Source organism: Streptococcus mitis bv. 2 str. SK95 (assembly GCF_000222705.1).
Lineage (GTDB): Bacteria > Bacillota > Bacilli > Lactobacillales > Streptococcaceae > Streptococcus > Streptococcus mitis_AY.
The window spans coordinates 1-18228 of sequence record NZ_AFUB01000066.1 but is presented as its reverse complement, the minus strand read 5'-3'; the positions used below and the strand labels follow the sequence as shown (position 1 = coordinate 18228).

Below are 18228 nucleotides of genomic sequence, written 5' to 3'. Positions count from 1 at the left end.
TGAAACTTGTTTGAAAGAGGAAACTGCACGATGATTTATTCGAAAGAAATTGTTAGAGAATGGCTGGATGAAGTAGCAGAGCGGGCCAAAGACCATCCAGAGTGGGTGGATGTCTTTGAGCGTTGCTACACAGACACCTTGGACAATACGGTCGAGATCCTCGAAGATGGTTCGACCTTTGTACTGACAGGGGATATCCCTGCTATGTGGCTTCGGGATTCGACGGCCCAACTCAGACCTTACCTTCATGTAGCTAAAAGAGATCCTCTCTTGCGTCAGACCATTGCAGGTTTGGTCAAGCGTCAGATGACCTTAGTACTCAAAGATCCTTATGCCAACTCCTTTAACATTGAGGAAAACTGGAAGGGCCACCATGAGACTGACCACACAGAGCTTAATGGCTGGATTTGGGAGCGCAAGTACGAGGTGGACTCGCTTTGCTATCCTTTGCAGTTGGCTTATCTCCTCTGGAAAGAAACAGGAGAAATTAGTCAGTTTGATGGGACTTTTGTCGCTGCGACCAAGGAAATTCTTCATCTTTGGACGGTAGAACAAGACCACAAGAACTCTCCTTATCGTTTCGTTCGGGATACAGACCGCAAGGAAGATACTCTGGTAAATGATGGCCTTGGACCTGATTTTGCAGTGACAGGTATGACCTGGTCAGCCTTCCGCCCGAGTGATGACTGCTGTCAGTATAGCTACTTGATTCCGTCAAATATGTTTGCCGTAGTAGTCTTGGGTTATGTCCAAGAAATCTTTGCAGAATTAAACTTGGCTGATAGCGAGAGTATTATCGCAGACGCTAAGGGTCTCCAAGCGGAGATCCAAGAAGGCATCGAAAATTACGCCTACACAACCAATAGCAAGGGTGAAAAGATTTACGCCTTTGAAGTGGATGGTTTAGGGAATGCTAGCATCATGGATGATCCAAACGTACCAAGTCTACTGGCTGCTCCATATCTTGGTTACTGTGCGATTGACGATGAGGTTTACCAAGCAACTCGTCGTACCATTCTGAGCCCTGAAAATCCATATTTCTACCAAGGGAAATACGCTAGCGGTCTCGGAAGTTCTCATACCTTCTATCGCTATATCTGGCCGATTGCTCTCTCTATCCAAGGTTTGACAACAAGAGATAAGGCAGAGAAGAAATTCTTGCTCGATCAGCTCGTTGCCTGCGATGGGGGCACAGGTGTCATGCATGAAAGCTTCCACGTTGACGACCCAACGCTTTACTCACGTGAATGGTTCTCATGGGCCAACATGATGTTCTGTGAGTTAGTCTTGGATTACCTGGATATCCGCTAATACTCTTCGAAAATCTCTTCAAACCACGTCAGCTTCGCCTTGTCGTAGGTATGGTTACTGACTTCGTCAGTTCCATCCACAACTTCAAAACAGTGTTTTGAGCTGACTTCGTCAGTTCTATCTACAACCTCAAAGCAGTGCTTTGAGCAGCCTGCGGCTAGCTTCCTAGTTTGCTCTTTGATTTTCATTGAGTATAAAAGGGGCTCGCTTTAGTTTCACCGATTCGTGTCAGAATCACGAATTCACATTTAAAACGTTAAAAATAAAAATTTAAATTTAGAATGAGGTTTTACTTCATGGAAAATGTTGTCGTACATATTATCTCACACAGTCACTGGGACCGTGAGTGGTACTTACCTTTTGAAAGCCACCGTATGCAGTTGGTGGAATTATTTGACAATCTTTTTGATCTTTTTGAAAATGATCCTGAGTTCAAGAGCTTCCACTTGGATGGACAAACCATTGTCCTTGATGACTACTTGGAAATTCGCTCTGAAAATCGCGACAAAGTTCAAGGTTACATCGACCAAGGCAAACTCAAAATTGGTCCATTTTACATCTTGCAGGATGATTACTTGATTTCCAGTGAAGCCAATGTCCGCAATACCTTGATTGGTCAAGCAGAATGTGCAAAATGGGGCAAATCAACCCAGATTGGTTATTTCCCAGATACCTTTGGAAACATGGGACAAGCGCCTCAAATCCTTCAAAAATCAGGTATTCACGTGGCAGCCTTTGGCCGTGGTGTGAAGCCGATTGGCTTTGACAACCAAGTCCTCGAAGATGAGCAGTTTACTTCCCAGTTTTCAGAAATGTACTGGCAAGGTGCAGACGGAAGTCGTGTCCTCGGTATTCTCTTTGCCAACTGGTATAGCAATGGGAATGAAATCCCAGTTGATAAGGATGAAGCCCTAGCCTTTTGGAAACAAAAACTGTCAGATGTGCGTGACTACGCTTCGACCAACCAGTGGTTGATGATGAACGGATGTGACCACCAGCCTGTACAGCGAAATCTGAGTGAAGCCATTCGTGTGGCCAATGAACTCTTCCCAGATGTGACCTTTGTGCATAGTTCCTTTGATGACTATGTTCATGCAGTAGAAAGTGCTCTACCAGAGCAACTATCTACGGTTACAGGTGAGTTGACCAGTCAAGAAACAGACGGTTGGTACACACTTGCTAATACTTCTTCATCACGGATTTACCTTAAACAAGCCTTCCAAGAAAACAGTAACTTGCTAGAACAAGTGGTGGAACCATTGACGGTCATCACTGGCGGCCACAACCACAAGGACCAGTTGACCTATGCTTGGAAAGTCCTTCTACAAAATGCGCCCCATGATAGTATCTGTGGCTGTAGTGTGGACGAAGTTCACCGTGAGATGGAGACACGTTTTGCTAAGGTCAACCAAGTCGGTAACTTTGTGAAAACTAACCTTCTCAACGAGTGGAAGGGTAAAATTGCAACTCATGAAGCCCAAAGCGACCATCTCTTTACCGTCATTAACACAGGCTTGCATGACAAGGTTGATACGGTCAGCACAGTGATTGATGTGGCGACTTGTGATTTCAAAGAATTGCACCCAACAGAAGGCTATAAGAAGATGGCAGCCTTGACCTTGCCAAGCTACCGTGTTGAAGACTTGGAAGGGCATGCTGTAGAAGCGAAAATCGAAGATTTGGGAGCTAATTTTGAGTATGATTTACCAAAAGACAAGTTCCGCCAAGCTCGTATTGCTCGACAAGTGCGCGTGACAGTGCCTGTTCACCTGGCACCACTTTCTTGGACAACCTTCCAATTGCTCGAAGGAGAACAAGAACACCGTGACGGTATTTACCAAAATGGAGTGATTGATACGCCATTTGTAACGGTTAGTGTGGATGAAAATATCACAGTCTACGACAAGACAACTCATGAAGCTTATGAAGATGTTGTTCGCTTTGAAGACCGTGGTGACATCGGAAATGAGTACATCTATTTCCAACCAAAAGGAACAGAGCCTATCTACGCAGAACTCAAAGGCTATGAGGTCTTGGAAAATACAGCTCGTTTTGTCAAGGTTTTGCTCAAGCATGAATTGACAATTCCAGTAAGTGCAGACGAAAAACTGGATGCGGAACAAAGAGGTATCATCGAGTTTATGACGCGTGAAGCTGGACGTTCAGATGAACTGACAAGCATTCTTCTTGAAACAGAGATGACCGTCTTTGTTGATAATCCACAAATCCGTTTCAAGACTCGCTTTACTAACACAGCCAAGGACCACCGTATCCGTCTCTTGGTTAAGACTCATAATACGCGTCCAAGCAATGATTCGGAAAGCATTTATGAGGTAGTGACACGACCAAACAAACCAGCAACTTCATGGGAAAATCCTGAAAATCCACAACACCAACAAGCCTTTGTCAGCCTTTATGATGATGAAAAAGGAGTGACGGTGGCCAATAAAGGATTGCACGAGTATGAAATCCTTGGAGATGACACCATTGCCGTGACCATCCTTCGTGCCTCAGGTGAGCTAGGAGACTGGGGTTACTTCCCGACACCAGAGGCTCAGTGCTTGCGTGAGTTTGAAGTCGAGTTTGCTCTCGAATGCCACCAAGCAGGGGAACGCTTCTCAGCCTTCCGTCGTGCTAAAGCCTTCCAAACACCATTCACTAGTCTTCAAGTTGCTAAACAAGAAGGAAGTGTTGCTGCGACTGGTAGCCTCTTGAGTCATGCGGCACTTAGCTTACCACAAGTTTGCCCAACAGCCTTTAAAGTGGCGGAAAATGAAGAAGGATATGTACTCCGTTACTACAATATGAGTCAAGAAAATGTGCGTATATCAGAGCACCAACAAACCATTTTGGACTTGCTTGAGCGACCTTATCCGGTTCATTCAGGACTCTTAGCTCCACAAGAAATTCGCACAGAATTGATTAAAAAAGAAGAAATCTAACAGTTTTAAAGTGTTTGATAACGAATACTATGAGATAGAAAGGAGGGGCGAAAGAGTAAGGATAAACTACTGATTCGCCCCTTTTTTGGTGAAAATATGACGATTGCAACCATTGATATCGGAGGGACTGGGATTAAGTTTGCCAGTCTGACTCCTGATGGAAAAATACTAGATAAGACAAGTACACCGACACCAGAAACCCTAGAAGATTTACTGGCATGGCTAGACCAACGCTTGTCAGAGCAGGATTACAGAGGGGTCGCCATGAGCGTTCCAGGAGCGGTCAATCAAGAAACAGGTGTGATTGAGGGAATCAGTGCAGTGCCTTACATTCATGGCTTTTCTTGGTATGAAGCTCTTGCACATCATCAACTCCCTGTCCATCTAGAAAATGATGCCAACTGTGTTGGACTTAGTGAACTGCTGGCTCATCCAGAAATTGAAAATGCGGCCTGTGTCGTGATTGGGACAGGAATTGGCGGAGCTATGATTATCAATGGCAAACTTCACCGTGGTCGCCACGGCTTAGGTGGTGAGTTTGGCTATATGACAACCATTGAACCAGCTGAAAAACTCAACAACTGGTCGCTACTAGCCTCTACAGGAAACATGGCTCGATACGTGATTGAAAAATCTGGTCAGACTGACTGGGATGGACGCAAGATTTACCAAGAAGCTGCAGCAGGAAATGCCCTTTGCCAAGAAGCCATTGAGCGCATGAACCGCAATTTGGCGCAAGGCTTGCTCAATATCCAGTATCTGATCGATCCAGATGTCATTAGCCTGGGTGGGTCTATCAGCCAAAATCCAGACTTTATCCAAGGTGTCAAGAAGGCTGTCGATAACTTTGTCGAGACCTACGAAGAATACACGGTCGCACCAGTTATCCAGGCATGCACCTATCACGCAGATGCCAATCTCTACGGTGCCCTTGTCAACTGGCTACAGGAGGAAAACCAGTGGTAAGATTTACAGGACTTAGTCCCAAACAAACGCAGGCAATCGACTTGCTGACAAAACATATCTCTTTACCAGATGTGGAAGTTGCAGTCGCTCAGTCTGATCAAACGTCTATCTCGATTATAGGTCAAGGTGGACACTATCAACTAACCTATCGCAAACCTCACCAACTTTACCGCGCCTTGTCCTTGTTGGCAACAGCTCTAGTAGAAGGTGAAAAAGTAGCGATTGAAGAACAAGCTGCTTATGAAGATTTAGCCTACATGGCAGACTGTTCGCGAAATGCAGTGCTAAATGTCGCTTCTGCCAAGCAGATGATTGAGGTCTTGGCTCTCATGGGCTACTCAACCTTTGAGCTTTATATGGAGGACACCTACCAGATTGAGGGACAACCTTACTTTGGTTATTTCCGTGGAGCTTATTCGGCTGAGGAGTTGCAGGAAATAGAAGCCTACGCCCAGCAGTTTGACATGACCTTTGTTCCTTGCATCCAGACCTTGGCCCACTTGTCAGCCTTCGTTAAATGGGGTGTTAAGGAAGTACAAGAACTCCGTGATGTAGAGGATATTCTCCTTATCGGCGAAGAAAAGGTTTATGACCTGATTGATGGGATGTTTGCCACTCTGTCTAAACTGCAGACTCGCAAGGTCAATATCGGGATGGACGAAGCCCACTTGGTTGGCTTGGGACGCTACCTCATCTTGAACGGTGTTGTGGATCGTAGTCTTCTCATGTGCCAACACTTGGAGCGCGTGCTGGATATCGCAGACAAATACGGTTTCCACTGCCAAATGTGGAGCGATATGTTCTTTAAACTCATGTCAGCAGATGGCCAGTACGATCGTGATGTGGAAATTCCAGAGGAAACTCGTGTCTACCTAGATCGTCTTAAAGACCGTGTAACCTTGGTTTACTGGGATTATTACCAGGATAGTGAGGAAAAATACAATCGCAACTTCCGCAACCACCACAAGATTAGCCAGGATATCGCCTTTGCAGGGGGAGCTTGGAAGTGGATTGGTTTCACACCCAACAACCATTTCAGCCGTCTTATCGCTATGGAGGCCAATAAAGCCTGCCGTGCCAATGACATCAAAGAAGTCATCGTGACGGGTTGGGGGGATAATGGTGGGGAAACAGCCCAATTTTCTATCCTACCAAGTTTGCAAATCTGGGCAGAACTCAGCTACCGCAATGACCTAGACCGTTTGTCTACTCATTTCCAGACCAATACAGGTCTATCAGTTGAGGATTTCATGCAGATTGACCTAGCTAACCTCTTGCCAGACCTGCCAGGCAATCTCAGTGGTATCAATCCCAACCGCTATGTCTTTTATCAGGATGTTCTTTGCCCGATTCTTGACCAGCACATGACACCTGAACAGGACAAGCCCCACTTTGCGCATGCTGCGGAGACTCTTTCTGAAATCAAAGGAAAAGCAGGCATCTACGCCTATCTCTTTGAAACTCAGGCTCAGTTGAATGCTATTTTAAGTAGCAAAGTGGATGTGGGAAGACGCATCCGTGAAACTTATAAAGTCGGTGACAAAGTCAGCTTGCAAGAAATCGCCAGAGAAGAATTACCAAAACTCAGAAGCCAAATCGAACACTTCCATGCCCTCTTTAGCCACCAATGGCTGAAAGAAAACAAGGTATTTGGTTTGGATACGGTCGATATCCGTATGGGTGGACTCTTGCAACGCATCAAGCGAGCTGAAAATCGCATCGAGACTTATCTGGCAGGTCAGATTGACCGCATTGAAGAATTAGAAGTCGAAATCCTTCCATTTAACGATTTTTATGGAGACAAGGATTTCGCAGCAACTACAGCTAACCAGTGGCACACTATTGCGACCGCATCGACGATTTATACAACCTAGAAATTTATCACAGATAGTTAAACATCTCCTTTTAAATACATGGAGATGTTTTTTTGATTTGGAGATAGGGAAGGAGTATAATGAAGGTATAAGGATAGTTTGGAGGTTTGAACATGAAAAAGCTACTACTAGTTCTAGGTGCGAGTGTGCTAGTCTTATCTGCCTGCCATAAATCGACAGAGGATAGAGCACCTAGTCCGTCAATATCAAGGGAGCAACAAACCAAGGAGACAATCAACTGTTTTCACTATTTAGCAGATTCCTATCAAAAGGCTCTTTCGCACGAAAAAGAAGTCAAGGCTGCAACTGTTCAATCACCGATGGCTGCCACAGTTGCAGCCATGGAAGAACTTGAGTTATCTAATCCGACTGATCAAGCCTTGATTATGAAGAACTACTCAGATTTTCAGAAGCTAATCCAATACAATACCGAAAAGTGGGAGGAAGAGTTTGCAAGCTGGGCTTCTTCTATGGGGCAGTCCTATCATAGATTAGAGCATGCAAACTTTGATGAAAAAAATGAACTAATCAAAAAATTAGAAGCTACAACAGTCTCTCAGAAAAGTGTCAAATGGAATGTTTTTGGAGTATCGAGTGACAATGCTTATGACTACTTGATTTTAGATGCTTACTATGACAAGCAGAACAAACATTTCTACTTGTTTACACTGAAGGATGGGCAAGCACAGGTCTTGCATACAGATAAGACGCTAGAAACTATCAGTACTGCAAACTTTGAAGAGACTGAAAATACAGATTTAGCGCAGCGTTTTAAGGAGTTTATTTCCAAAACTAGTGTAACTGTAGAGGATAAGTCGATTACAGATAATAGGTCTCTAAGAGACAAGATAAAAAAAGCCATGGAATCCTACTCGGATAGTAAAGGTGAAGTATTCAAGTCAACCAATTTGGCCACTTATGGTAATTACTATGGGCTTGCAGTGCCAGACCAGATAATGCAATTTGGACAAGTGGATGGAATGAATTATACTTTTAAATGGTATGGCTATATTGCAGGTTCAGGTTCTAGGCGGTTCGATATCCTAGCGTGCTACGTGAATGAAGCAGGGACAGAGGTGATTCTCTTTGGTTGCAAGGATGGCAATCCTACTCTTTTACACACAGAAGGACAGCCGGAGATTGAGAAAAATGAATCAGGGGCTATCATAAATGCCCAGGTTCATTTTGTCGAGTTTCATCATCCAGTATTAGAACAAGTTTTCAATTAGTGAAGAGAAAATACATTTATCGCATGCAAAGGGTTTCTCGTGAAACATCCTTCTTATATAAAAAACTTCTCCACATAAAATAATTTGTGGAGTTTTTTCTATAATTAGTAGTTTAACCTAGCCATCAATTAGGAGTATACTAATAATGTAATCGTTATCAAACCTAAAAATTCGATGAAATCAGTTTTTAGGAATAAAATGGGAGGAAATTATGAAAAAGTTTTCAAAGACCTTGAGAGATAACTGGATTTTTCTCTTGATGGTTTTACCAGGGGCACTTTGGTTGATTCTATTCTTCTACATCCCAGTATTTGGAAATGTGGTCGCCTTCAAAGACTACCATATGAGTGGTGAAGGATTTATCCACAGTATTATGAATAGTAAGTGGGTTGGTTTCGATAACTTTAAGTTCTTATTTAGTTCTAAAGATGCTTTTATTATCACTCGTAATACCGTTCTTTACAACCTTGGATTTATCTTTATCGGCTTGATTGTGTCGGTGGGTATTGCCATCATCCTCAGCGAGCTCCGCTCTAAGAGAATGGTTAAAATCTTCCAAACATCTATGTTGTTCCCTTACTTCTTGTCATGGGTTATCATCAGTTTCTTTACAGATGCTTTCCTAAACATCGACAAAGGGGTTATTAACCGTTTCTTAGAAACCATTGGTGTGAAGGGGATTAACTTCTATGCAGACTTGGGTATCTGGCCATATCTTCTCCTTTTCCTAGGTATCTGGAAAGGCTTTGGATATAGCAGTGTCATGTACTATGCGACTATCATGGGAATTGACCCAACCTACTACGAAGCAGCAACAGTGGACGGGGCTAGCAAGTGGCAACGGATTCGCAACGTAACGATTCCACAGTTGACACCGCTGATAACCGTTTTGACCATTCTTGCAGTCGGAAACATCTTCCGCGCAGACTTCGGTCTTTTCTACCAAATCCCTCACAATGCTGGTCAGCTTTACAATGTTACCAACGTACTAGACGTCTATGTCTATAATGGTTTGACTCAGACAGCGGATATTGGTATGGCATCAGCAGCTGGTCTTTATCAGTCAGTTGTCGGTTTGATTCTCGTTATCTTCTCAAATATACTTGCAAGACGAGTCGATCCAAATTCAGCACTATTCTAGAAAGGAGGAAAGCATGGCAGAAAAAATTAAAAAAGCAAAAATTGATAATGTCGGCATTCACTCCTTTAGTAAGAAGGCAGATATATTCTTCAGTATTATTTCTGGATTGATTGCTCTCTCTTGTATCTTGCCCTTTATCTTTGTCATCATGATTTCCATCACAGATGAAAAGAGCATCCTTCAACATGGATATAGCTTTTTCCCATCACAGTTTGGATTAGATGGTTTCGAGTTTTTGGCTCAGTTTAAAGATAAGATATTACAAGCGCTCTTTATCTCAGTGTTTGTAACAGTGGTCGGAACCTTGACAAACGTCTTTATCACAACGACTTATGCCTATGCCATTTCACGGACAACCTTTAAGTACCGCAGATTCTTTACGATTTTCGTCCTACTTAGTATGTTGTTCAACGCCGGTTTGGTTCCAGGCTATATCGTGGTAACTCGTTTGCTTCAACTGGGTGACACAGTTTGGGCCTTGATTGTTCCAATGCTTCTCTCACCATTTAACATCATCTTGATGCGTTCCTTCTTCAAGAAGACAATTCCAGAAGCCATTCTCGAGTCCGCTCGTATCGATGGTGCTAGTGAAGCCCGGATCTTCTTCCAAATCTGTTTACCATTGTCGCTCCCAGGTATCGCAACCATCACGCTGTTGACAGCTCTTGGTTTCTGGAACGACTGGTTCAACGCCCTTCTTTACATCAAGAGTGACAACTTGTATCCATTGCAGTATTTGCTCATGCAAATCCAGCAAAATATGGACTACATTGCCAAAGCAGTCGGCCTTTCTGGTCAACTGGGAGTCGCTCTTCCAAAGGAAACAGGACGTATGGCCATGGTTGTGGTTGCAACCCTTCCGATTGCCATTCTGTATCCATTCTTCCAACGCTACTTTGTAAAAGGTTTGACCATCGGTGGTGTGAAAGAATAGGACTTACTGAGAAACACCGTTTCTCTCTTCCCAACTTCATCTTAGTAGCTGAAGTTAAAATCATTAAATCGTTTATAAGTTTAAAAATAAAAAAAGGAGTTTTTATCATGAAAAACTGGAAAAAATATGCTTTTGCATCTGCTAGCGTAGTAGCTTTGGCTGCAAGTCTTGCTGCTTGTGGAAACCTTTCAGGTAACAACAAAAAAGCTGCTGACTCAGCTTCAGGTGACAAACCTGTTCTTAAAATGTACCAAATCGGTGACAAGCCAGACAACTTGGATGAATTGCTAGAAAATGCAAACAAAATCATCGAAGAAAAAGTTGGTGCCAAATTGGATATCCAATACCTTGGATGGGGTGACTACGGTAAGAAAATGTCAGTTATCACATCATCAGGTGAAAACTACGATATCGCTTTTGCAGATAACTACATCGTAAACGCTCAAAAAGGTGCTTATGCTGACTTGACAGAATTGTACAAGAAAGAAGGAGCAGAGCTTTATAAAGCACTTGACCCAGCTTACATCAAAGGAAACACTGTAAACGGCAAGATCTACGCTGTTCCAGTTGCGGCTAACGTTGCATCTTCACAAAACTTTGCCTTCAACGGAACTCTTCTTGCTAAATACGGTATCGACATTTCAGGTGTAAATTCATACGAAACACTTGAACCAGTCTTGAAACAAATCAAAGAAAAAGCTCCAGATGTAGTACCATTTGCAGTTACTAAGAACTTCATCCCTTCTGAAAACTTTGACTACCCAGTAGCAAACGGACTTCCATTCGTTATCGACCTTGAAGGAGATACTACTAAGATCGTAAACCGTTACGATGTTCCTCGTTTCAAAGAACACTTGAAGACTCTTCACAAATTCTACGAAGCAGGATACATTCCAAAAGACGTAGCAACAAGCGACACTTCATTCGACCTTCAACAAGATACTTGGTTCGTTCGTGAAGAAACAGTAGGACCAGCTGACTACGGTAACAGCTTGCTCTCACGTGTTGCTAACAAAGATATCCAAATCAAACCATTCACTAACTTCATCAAGAAAAACCAAACAACTCAAGTTGCTAACTTTGTCATCTCAAACAACTCTAAGAACAAAGAAAAATCAATGGAAGTGTTGAACCTCTTGAACACTAACCCTGAACTCTTGAATGGACTTGTTTACGGTCCAGAAGGCAAGAACTGGGAGAAAATTGAAGGTAAAGAAAACCGTGTACGCGTCCTTGAAGGATACAAAGGAAACACTCACATGGGTGGATGGAACACTGGTAACAACTGGATCCTTTACATCAACGAAAACGTTACAGACCAACAAATCGAAGATTCTAAGAAACAATTGGCAGAAGCTAAAGAATCTCCAGCGCTTGGATTCATCTTTAACACTGATAGCGTGAAATCTGAAATCTCTGCAATCACTAATACAATGCAACAATTCGATACAGCTATCAACACTGGTACTGTAGACCCAGATAAAGCGATTCCAGAATTGATGGAAAAATTGAAATCTGAAGGTGCATACCAAAAAGTATTGGATGAAATGCAAAAACAATACGATGAATTCTTGAAAAACAAAAAATCATAAGACAAACTGATTTCGTGTATTCATTCCTAATTCCTAAAAATGTGATCACTGCCTTCCCTAGTTCTCTAGGGGAGGTAGTGATTTTTAGGATGCAAAAATGAAAGAAGTGATTCTGAGAGTTTTGGCGATGTGATACACATACATCTATAGGGGATTTATTATGAAAAAATATCGTCTTCTTTTCAAAATGAGTGCTGTCTTCTCTTACCTATTTTTCGTATTTGGCCTTTCTCAGCTGACGCTTATTATCCAAAACTATTGGCAATTTTCTTCTCAGATAGGAAACTTCTTCTGGATTCGAAATATCTTGAGTTTGCTATTTAGTGGAGTCATGATTGGGATTCTTGTTAAGACAGGCCACGGCTATCTCTTTCGCATTCCAAGAAAAAAATGGCTTTGGTATTCGATTTTGACAGTATTAGTGGTAGTGCTCCAGATCTCTTTTAACGTTCAGACAGCTAAACATGTTCAGTCAACTGCTGAAGGTTGGGCCGTATTAATTGGTTATAGTGAAACCAATTTTGCTGAGCTAGGTATCTATATAACTCTGTTCTTTCTAGTGCCATTGATGGAAGAATTGATTTATAGAGGATTACTTCAACACGCCTTCTTTAAACATTCGCGATTTGGCCTTGATTTGCTTCTTCCTTCTATTTTATTTGCTCTCCCTCATTTTTCAAGCCTGCCTAGTCTGTTAGAAATCTTCGTCTTTGCAACAGTTGGAATCATCTTTGCTGGTTTGACCCGCTATACCAAGAGCATTTATCCATCCTATGCGGTGCATGTGATTAATAATATTTTCGCAACATTACCATTTTTGCTGACTTTTTTACATAGGGTATTTGGGTAAAATATTGGTACGAGAGTTAGGAATTATAGTGTTTCAATTTATAAGCGAATTTCAGGAGGTAAATGAGTATGACACCATTAAAATGGTTTGCTGGAGGAAGCGAAAGACGTTGTGAAGCCATGATGATCATTGATCATCTACTGGAAGATATAAAGGATACGCCTCAACTGACTCCCTTGAAAAATCAGCTAGTGATTTATAAAAGACGATTAGAGGATGATGGGACCTCTACTCCATTTATTCTGAGCCAAATGAACGTTGACATCTCACGTGTGTTGATTGACAATAAGCTGTGTTTGTCAGAAAGTCAAGCTAAGCAAATAAAAAAATTGAGAGAATTATCTGCGATTCGGTATGGTTACTGATGAAGTGCAGTGGCAGGTCTCTCTATATAATTTCCGGTCAAATAAATTGCATTCGTTTTCCCAAGTGGGTATACTAGTATAGTTGAATGAAAAATTCTGAAAATTTAAGAATAGAAAAGAGAACAAATCTTATGGCAAAAGATATTCGTGTCTTACTTTACTACCTTTATACTCCAATTGAAAATGCAGAGCAATTTGCTGCAGACCACTTGGCTTTCTGTAAATCAATCGGCCTTAAAGGTCGTATCCTAGTCGCTGACGAGGGAATCAACGGAACCGTTTCAGGTGACTACGAAACAACTCAAAAATACATGGACTACGTTCACAGCCTCCCAGGCATGGAAGACCTCTGGTTCAAGATTGACGAAGAAAGTGAACAAGCCTTCAAGAAGATGTTTGTTCGCTACAAGAAAGAAATTGTCCACCTTGGTTTGGAAGACAACGATTTTGACAACGACATCAACCCACTTGAAACAACAGGTGCTTACTTGTCTCCAAAAGAGTTTAAAGAAGCCCTTCTTGATGAAGATACAGTGGTCCTTGACACACGTAACGATTATGAGTACGACCTAGGACATTTCCGTGGGGCTATCCGCCCAGACATCCGCAACTTCCGTGAGTTGCCACAATGGGTTCGTGACAACAAGGAAAAATTCATGGACAAGCGTGTCGTGGTTTACTGTACAGGTGGCGTTCGCTGTGAGAAATTCTCAGGTTGGATGGTCCGTGAAGGCTACAAAGACGTCGGCCAATTGCACGGAGGAATCGCAACTTACGGTAAAGACCCAGAAGTCCAAGGTGAACTTTGGGATGGGAAAATGTACGTCTTTGACGAGCGTATCGCAGTTGATGTTAACCATGTCAACCCTACCATTGTAGGGAAAGATTGGTTTGATGGAACACCATGCGAACGTTATGTCAACTGTGGAAATCCCTTCTGTAACCGTCGTATCTTGACATCAGAAGAAAACGAAGACAAGTATCTTCGTGGATGCTCACACGAGTGTCGTGTTCACCCACGAAACCGCTATGTGGCTGAAAACGGCTTGAGCCAGGCAGAAGTGGTGGAGCGTTTGGCTGCGATTGGAGAAAGCTTGGATCAAGTCGCTACTGTATAACATCAAACAGCTCCTCAGGGGCTGTTTTTCTATGCTTTTTATCTAAAAATCTAAAGTTTGTTTCTGTATCTTTCAGGAAAATAGGTTATACTATATGTAAACGATTTCAAAGGAGGCCGGTTATGGCGAAAACATTTTTTATCCCAAATAAAGAAAGCATTCTAGGACAACAGGAGGTCTTGACTGCCAAGTCCATCTTAGCCTTGGTGGAGGGCTTGGAGTCACACAGTTATGATGCGGTCTATCTCCGTCAGCCTCTCAACCGTCTCGAGTATATCGAGTGTGGGATTGTAGGTCAGTCGCAATTTCTCTTCAAGGTCAACTATGCGGATAGTCGAAAAGGCTATCAAGTGGTGATTCCAGATCTCCTTACTAGAGCGGACTGGGAGATTGTAGAAACTCTCCTCCAGGCCCTATCTGGCAAGTTGGGGCAAGCGGTAGAAGGGCTAGAAGGCTTTGGCTTTGAAGCTTATTTCCGACAAACGGTCAAGCATTATCTAGCGGATAAGGCGGCTCGTCTAGTATATTGCCAAGGGCTCTTGTCCCCTATCTATCTCAACAAGGAATACCTGGAGAGCTTTTTGGTTGAGGATGGATTGGCACGTTTTGAAGAGCTGGTCAAGAAGGTTCAAGGCTCTGATGCCTACCTTGCCAGTGTGAAATTTTACCCAGATGCTCAAGGTAAGGTGCACGGTATCTATCACCTAGCCCAGGGAGTCAAGACGATTTTGCCAAAGGAACCCTTTGTACCAGCTCCTTATACCGAGCAGCTGGCAGGCAAGGAGCTTGTTTGGGAGATTGACTTAGTGAAGATTTCTGGTGATGGCTCAAAAGCAGAAGACTATGAAGCCATCGCTCGCTTGGATTATGAAAAATTCCTAGAGTCACTACCAAAAGCATTTTACCAGCAATTAGATGCTAATCAATTAGAAGTACAACCCATCCTAGGACAAGAGTTTGAAGGATTGGCAACCATCGAATAGACACTGTCCAAAAAAGAGTAAGCATAAAAATCCCTGTCATTAATGAATGGCAGGGATTTTGGTTAAAAGAATGTCAGGATGCGAAGGTAGTCCACTGTCAGGGCTAACTCTGCAATGAGGAAGGGTAAGAGAATAGCGCCATCAAGTAAGACAGCTAGCAGGAATCGATAAAATGGGTCGAGGCTACTGGTCTTACTTGGCTTGCTAATCACAAAGAGATTGCCAAGGGCAAAGATGGCCATGCTTAGAAGAGTGAGGATGCCAGCAAATCGCAAGCCACCAAAGAGTGCAAAGAAACTTGCTAGAGCTGTTAGGACAAGTGGGATAGCAAAGAGTCTGCTGTAACGATCAAAGGCTTCTTGGAATGTGAAGTCGCTCTCCTGGTCCAGTACACGTCGGACAGTAAAGCCTCCCAAAATGATAGAAAAGTAAAATAAAGCGCTAGCGACCAAGATAGAAAGTCCAGCAAAGAGATCCAAAGGTGGGAGCTGGTTAGGAGAACCATTAGCAATAGAAATCATATAGCCATAGTAGAGGCGCTTGATATGATAGATACTAAAGAAAAGGTTAATCGAGGACAGAAGAGTGAGCAGGGCAAAGACACTGTAACGATGCTTTTGATCTGTAGTTTTGCTAGCAGTTGGTTCTTGGATAGCATCCAGTAGCCAAGTCCAAAATAGTGCGATTTCTTCTTTTAATCGGGCAGTTTTACGAGGGTCAATATCTGGGATATAGGGGCTTTCTAAAGCCTTGCTGAGGATGCTTTTCTCTTTTACAGAGTTTTCTTGGTTGTGTTCCTCTTCAGCTTTCCCTTCTCCCTCTTCCTCGGTTTGGGTTTCTTCTATCGTTTCGGGAGCTTCCTCCTCATGCGTTTCCGACTCTTCAGGTGAGACAGGTATTTCTTCGCTTGCTTGTGGTTCAGTCTCCACGGTTTCCGAAGTCTCAGGCTCGTCGGGCTGGATTTCCGATTTCGACTGAGGCGATTTCTTCTCAAGATCGGCACTTTCAAACCATTCTTGTGTCATGGTGGAACCTCCTTTTTTATGGTTATTTTCTATTTTTAGACTAGCAGATGAAAGCGTTTTTGTCAATGGTTTCTAGATGCAGCAGAGTACTCTTCCTCCTTGGGTAGGTAGATATCCTGATTGGCTTTTATAATGAGTATATCCTTAACATCTGCTTTGTCTGTCTTGTAGGGGTTGGCAAGTTCATTCTCTTTTTGTTTAGGATGTTCTCTTTGTGCTTTACGATAAATACCGCCGTGCTTAGAAGACATATCTAGATTGATACGATCGAATTCTGTCTTAGAAAGAAAGAGTCTTAAGTCGTTATGAGAGTCTAGTTCAACCTTGCCTTGGATCTTGATGTTTTCAGCATAGATGTGCCCCCCCTCCGTCTTGACTTGACTATCTGTCAATTCTGTATCAAAAATATTGATAATACTAGGTGTCGTTAGTGTACTGTTCTTGATGGAGCTTTCTGTTATTCTTAAGTGGTAGCCTTTTGTTTTGATTGTCGCATTTTCAAGGTTGGCTTGCCGGATAGTGGTCTGTCCACGATTGGCTGAGACGGTGATAGCTTGCAGCTTTCTTCCTTTAGGTAGGGAGAGAACGACTTCGTCAAAGCGGTGAGAATAACTGCTGGCAATACGAAGTAGGCCTTCGATTCCTGAACCGAGAAAACGATGTTGGGAGGCTTGTTTGTCAGTGACGCTCAGTGTTTTGTCACTCATGCCAGTAGTCAGATCGTGACGACCAGACACTGACGGATGATAGGTGATGTGGATCTTGTCATCTACAGACTCTGTGATGGTTAGGCTATGTTCTTCAAGGGTCAAATCAAGTTTTTCCACTTCATTTCCAAAGGTCACTTCTTCGGTACGATTGTCATAGATGGGATCTTTTGACATGGCAAGCAAACTTTGAATACCATTGGACTGGGCCCCTACAATGATCATGATAAAACCAAGGATTGTAGAAACCACACCAAAAATGAGAAATCCTTTCGTCAATTTACGCATGTCTGTCACCTCTCTTTCCTTTTTTAAGAATCCATTGCACCAAGCGAACGACCAGGAGCCCAAAGAAACGAGCTACATAGGAGATGCCTAATAGAACAAGAGAAGAAGCACCGATAGCAAGCAAACCAGCCCCGAAAATCAAGATAAAGGCAGATTTGGCTTCGACTAGGACACTAAAGCTCTCTACGATAAAGAGTCCGCCCAGTAGGATACCCGTCACCGAAACGGTGAAAAAGGCTAGAATGACGGAGACAGCTGCGATAAAAATACCGATGATGGCCATGAGGATGCCGATCCCGACCGGAATGCCGATAGGGGCTGCTAGTAAGGCAAGTAGGGCAATGTGTAGCAGTTGACGGTCATTCTTTTGAGCAGGTGCCTCATTAACTTTTTTGTTGAGGAGGTTAGAGAGGACATCATGAGCTGCTTCTTTTGGAGTTCCTAGACTAGCAATGAGCTCTTCTTCGCCCTCTGGACCTGCATCGTCAAATAGTTCCTTAAAGTAGTCCATAGCTTCGATGCGGTCAGCTTCAGGCAGTTTATGGAGATAGGTTTCTAACTGAGTCAGATAGTCAGTTCTTGTCATGGCGGATACTCCCTTCTATGATGCCGTTGACGGTGTCGGTATAGAGCGTCCACTCTTCCTTTAGAGTAACGAGCTGCTCTACGCCCCGATTAGTCAAGGAGTAGTATTTGCGCATACGCCCCTGAAACTCTCTAGAGTAGGTGGTCAGAAAGCCACTGGCTTCCAATTTTTTGAGAATGGGATAGAGCGTAGATTCTTTGATATTGGCGATGAGCTTAATGGTTTGACTAATCTCATAACCATAAGAATCCCCCTGCTCCAGTACAGCCAAGATGAGAAACTCGATCAAGGCAGAGGATGTTGGGAAGTACATGGGA

General features: G+C 43.0%; 17 protein-coding genes. 12 read left to right on the top strand and 5 right to left on the bottom strand.

Annotation, left to right across the window (positions count from 1 at the left end):
- Positions 1-30: 30 nt before the first annotated feature.
- Positions 31-1311, top strand: a complete 1281-nt coding sequence (locus HMPREF9965_RS12170) for a glycoside hydrolase family 125 protein (protein ID WP_000640539.1) — start codon at positions 31-33, stop codon at positions 1309-1311.
- Here HMPREF9965_RS12170 and HMPREF9965_RS13435 read toward each other — a convergent pair.
- Positions 1308-1499 (bottom strand): hypothetical protein, encoded by a 192-nt coding sequence (locus HMPREF9965_RS13435; protein WP_000693085.1) that lies wholly within the window; start codon positions 1497-1499, stop codon positions 1308-1310. The two genes, HMPREF9965_RS12170 and HMPREF9965_RS13435, sit on opposite strands and share 4 nt — an antisense overlap.
- 108 nt (positions 1500-1607) lie before the next feature.
- On the opposite strand from HMPREF9965_RS13435, the gene HMPREF9965_RS12160 reads away from it, so the two are divergent.
- From HMPREF9965_RS12160 to HMPREF9965_RS12110, 11 genes are all read left to right on the top strand, one after another.
- Positions 1608-4253 (top strand): alpha-mannosidase, encoded by a 2646-nt coding sequence (locus HMPREF9965_RS12160; protein WP_000432743.1) that lies wholly within the window; start codon positions 1608-1610, stop codon positions 4251-4253.
- 96 nt (positions 4254-4349) lie between these two features.
- On the top strand, positions 4350-5219 hold the full coding sequence (locus tag HMPREF9965_RS12155; RefSeq protein WP_000150734.1) for an ROK family protein: 870 nt from the start codon (positions 4350-4352) through the stop codon (positions 5217-5219).
- Positions 5213-7093: a beta-N-acetylhexosaminidase gene (locus HMPREF9965_RS12150; protein ID WP_000251381.1), complete on the top strand. Its 1881-nt coding sequence runs from the start codon at positions 5213-5215 to the stop codon at positions 7091-7093. The genes HMPREF9965_RS12155 and HMPREF9965_RS12150 overlap by 7 nt, the downstream gene beginning before the upstream one ends.
- A gap of 113 nt (positions 7094-7206) precedes the next feature.
- On the top strand, positions 7207-8322 hold the full coding sequence (locus tag HMPREF9965_RS12145; RefSeq protein ID WP_000735129.1) for a DUF4767 domain-containing protein: 1116 nt from the start codon (positions 7207-7209) through the stop codon (positions 8320-8322).
- 211 nt (positions 8323-8533) lie between these two features.
- Positions 8534-9463 (top strand): ABC transporter permease, encoded by a 930-nt coding sequence (locus tag HMPREF9965_RS12140; RefSeq protein WP_000714573.1) that lies wholly within the window; start codon positions 8534-8536, stop codon positions 9461-9463.
- A gap of 13 nt (positions 9464-9476) precedes the next feature.
- A complete protein-coding gene (locus tag HMPREF9965_RS12135; RefSeq protein WP_000818290.1) occupies positions 9477-10397 on the top strand; it encodes a carbohydrate ABC transporter permease in 921 nt (306 codons plus the stop codon).
- 107 nt (positions 10398-10504) lie between these two features.
- Positions 10505-11989, top strand: a complete 1485-nt coding sequence (locus tag HMPREF9965_RS12130) for an ABC transporter substrate-binding protein (RefSeq protein WP_000800422.1) — start codon at positions 10505-10507, stop codon at positions 11987-11989.
- A gap of 160 nt (positions 11990-12149) precedes the next feature.
- Positions 12150-12839, top strand: a complete 690-nt coding sequence (locus HMPREF9965_RS12125; protein WP_000760773.1) for a CPBP family intramembrane glutamic endopeptidase — start codon at positions 12150-12152, stop codon at positions 12837-12839.
- Between the two features lie 68 nt (positions 12840-12907).
- A complete protein-coding gene (locus HMPREF9965_RS12120) occupies positions 12908-13204 on the top strand; it encodes a bacteriocin immunity protein (protein ID WP_000188100.1) in 297 nt (98 codons plus the stop codon).
- A gap of 131 nt (positions 13205-13335) precedes the next feature.
- Positions 13336-14322: a rhodanese-related sulfurtransferase gene (locus tag HMPREF9965_RS12115; RefSeq protein ID WP_001030018.1), complete on the top strand. Its 987-nt coding sequence runs from the start codon at positions 13336-13338 to the stop codon at positions 14320-14322.
- A gap of 122 nt (positions 14323-14444) precedes the next feature.
- Positions 14445-15305: a DUF4299 family protein gene (locus HMPREF9965_RS12110; protein ID WP_001140331.1), complete on the top strand. Its 861-nt coding sequence runs from the start codon at positions 14445-14447 to the stop codon at positions 15303-15305.
- A 62-nt stretch (positions 15306-15367) separates the two neighbouring features.
- Here HMPREF9965_RS12110 and HMPREF9965_RS12105 read toward each other — a convergent pair whose 3' ends face one another.
- The 4 genes from HMPREF9965_RS12105 to HMPREF9965_RS12090 all read right to left on the bottom strand — a co-directional run bounded on the left by HMPREF9965_RS12105 (position 15368) and on the right by HMPREF9965_RS12090 (position 18224).
- Positions 15368-16330, bottom strand: a complete 963-nt coding sequence (locus HMPREF9965_RS12105; protein WP_000191323.1) for a DUF6574 domain-containing protein — start codon at positions 16328-16330, stop codon at positions 15368-15370.
- 62 nt (positions 16331-16392) lie between these two features.
- On the bottom strand, positions 16393-17325 hold the full coding sequence (locus tag HMPREF9965_RS12100) for a DUF4097 family beta strand repeat-containing protein (RefSeq protein WP_001229033.1): 933 nt from the start codon (positions 17323-17325) through the stop codon (positions 16393-16395).
- Positions 17318-17911: a DUF1700 domain-containing protein gene (locus HMPREF9965_RS12095; RefSeq protein WP_000198653.1), complete on the bottom strand. Its 594-nt coding sequence runs from the start codon at positions 17909-17911 to the stop codon at positions 17318-17320. Before HMPREF9965_RS12095 ends, HMPREF9965_RS12100 begins: the two co-directional genes overlap by 8 nt.
- Positions 17898-18224: a PadR family transcriptional regulator gene (locus HMPREF9965_RS12090; RefSeq protein WP_000273860.1), complete on the bottom strand. Its 327-nt coding sequence runs from the start codon at positions 18222-18224 to the stop codon at positions 17898-17900. The genes HMPREF9965_RS12095 and HMPREF9965_RS12090 overlap by 14 nt, the downstream gene beginning before the upstream one ends.
- Between the last annotated feature and the right edge of the window lie 4 nt (positions 18225-18228).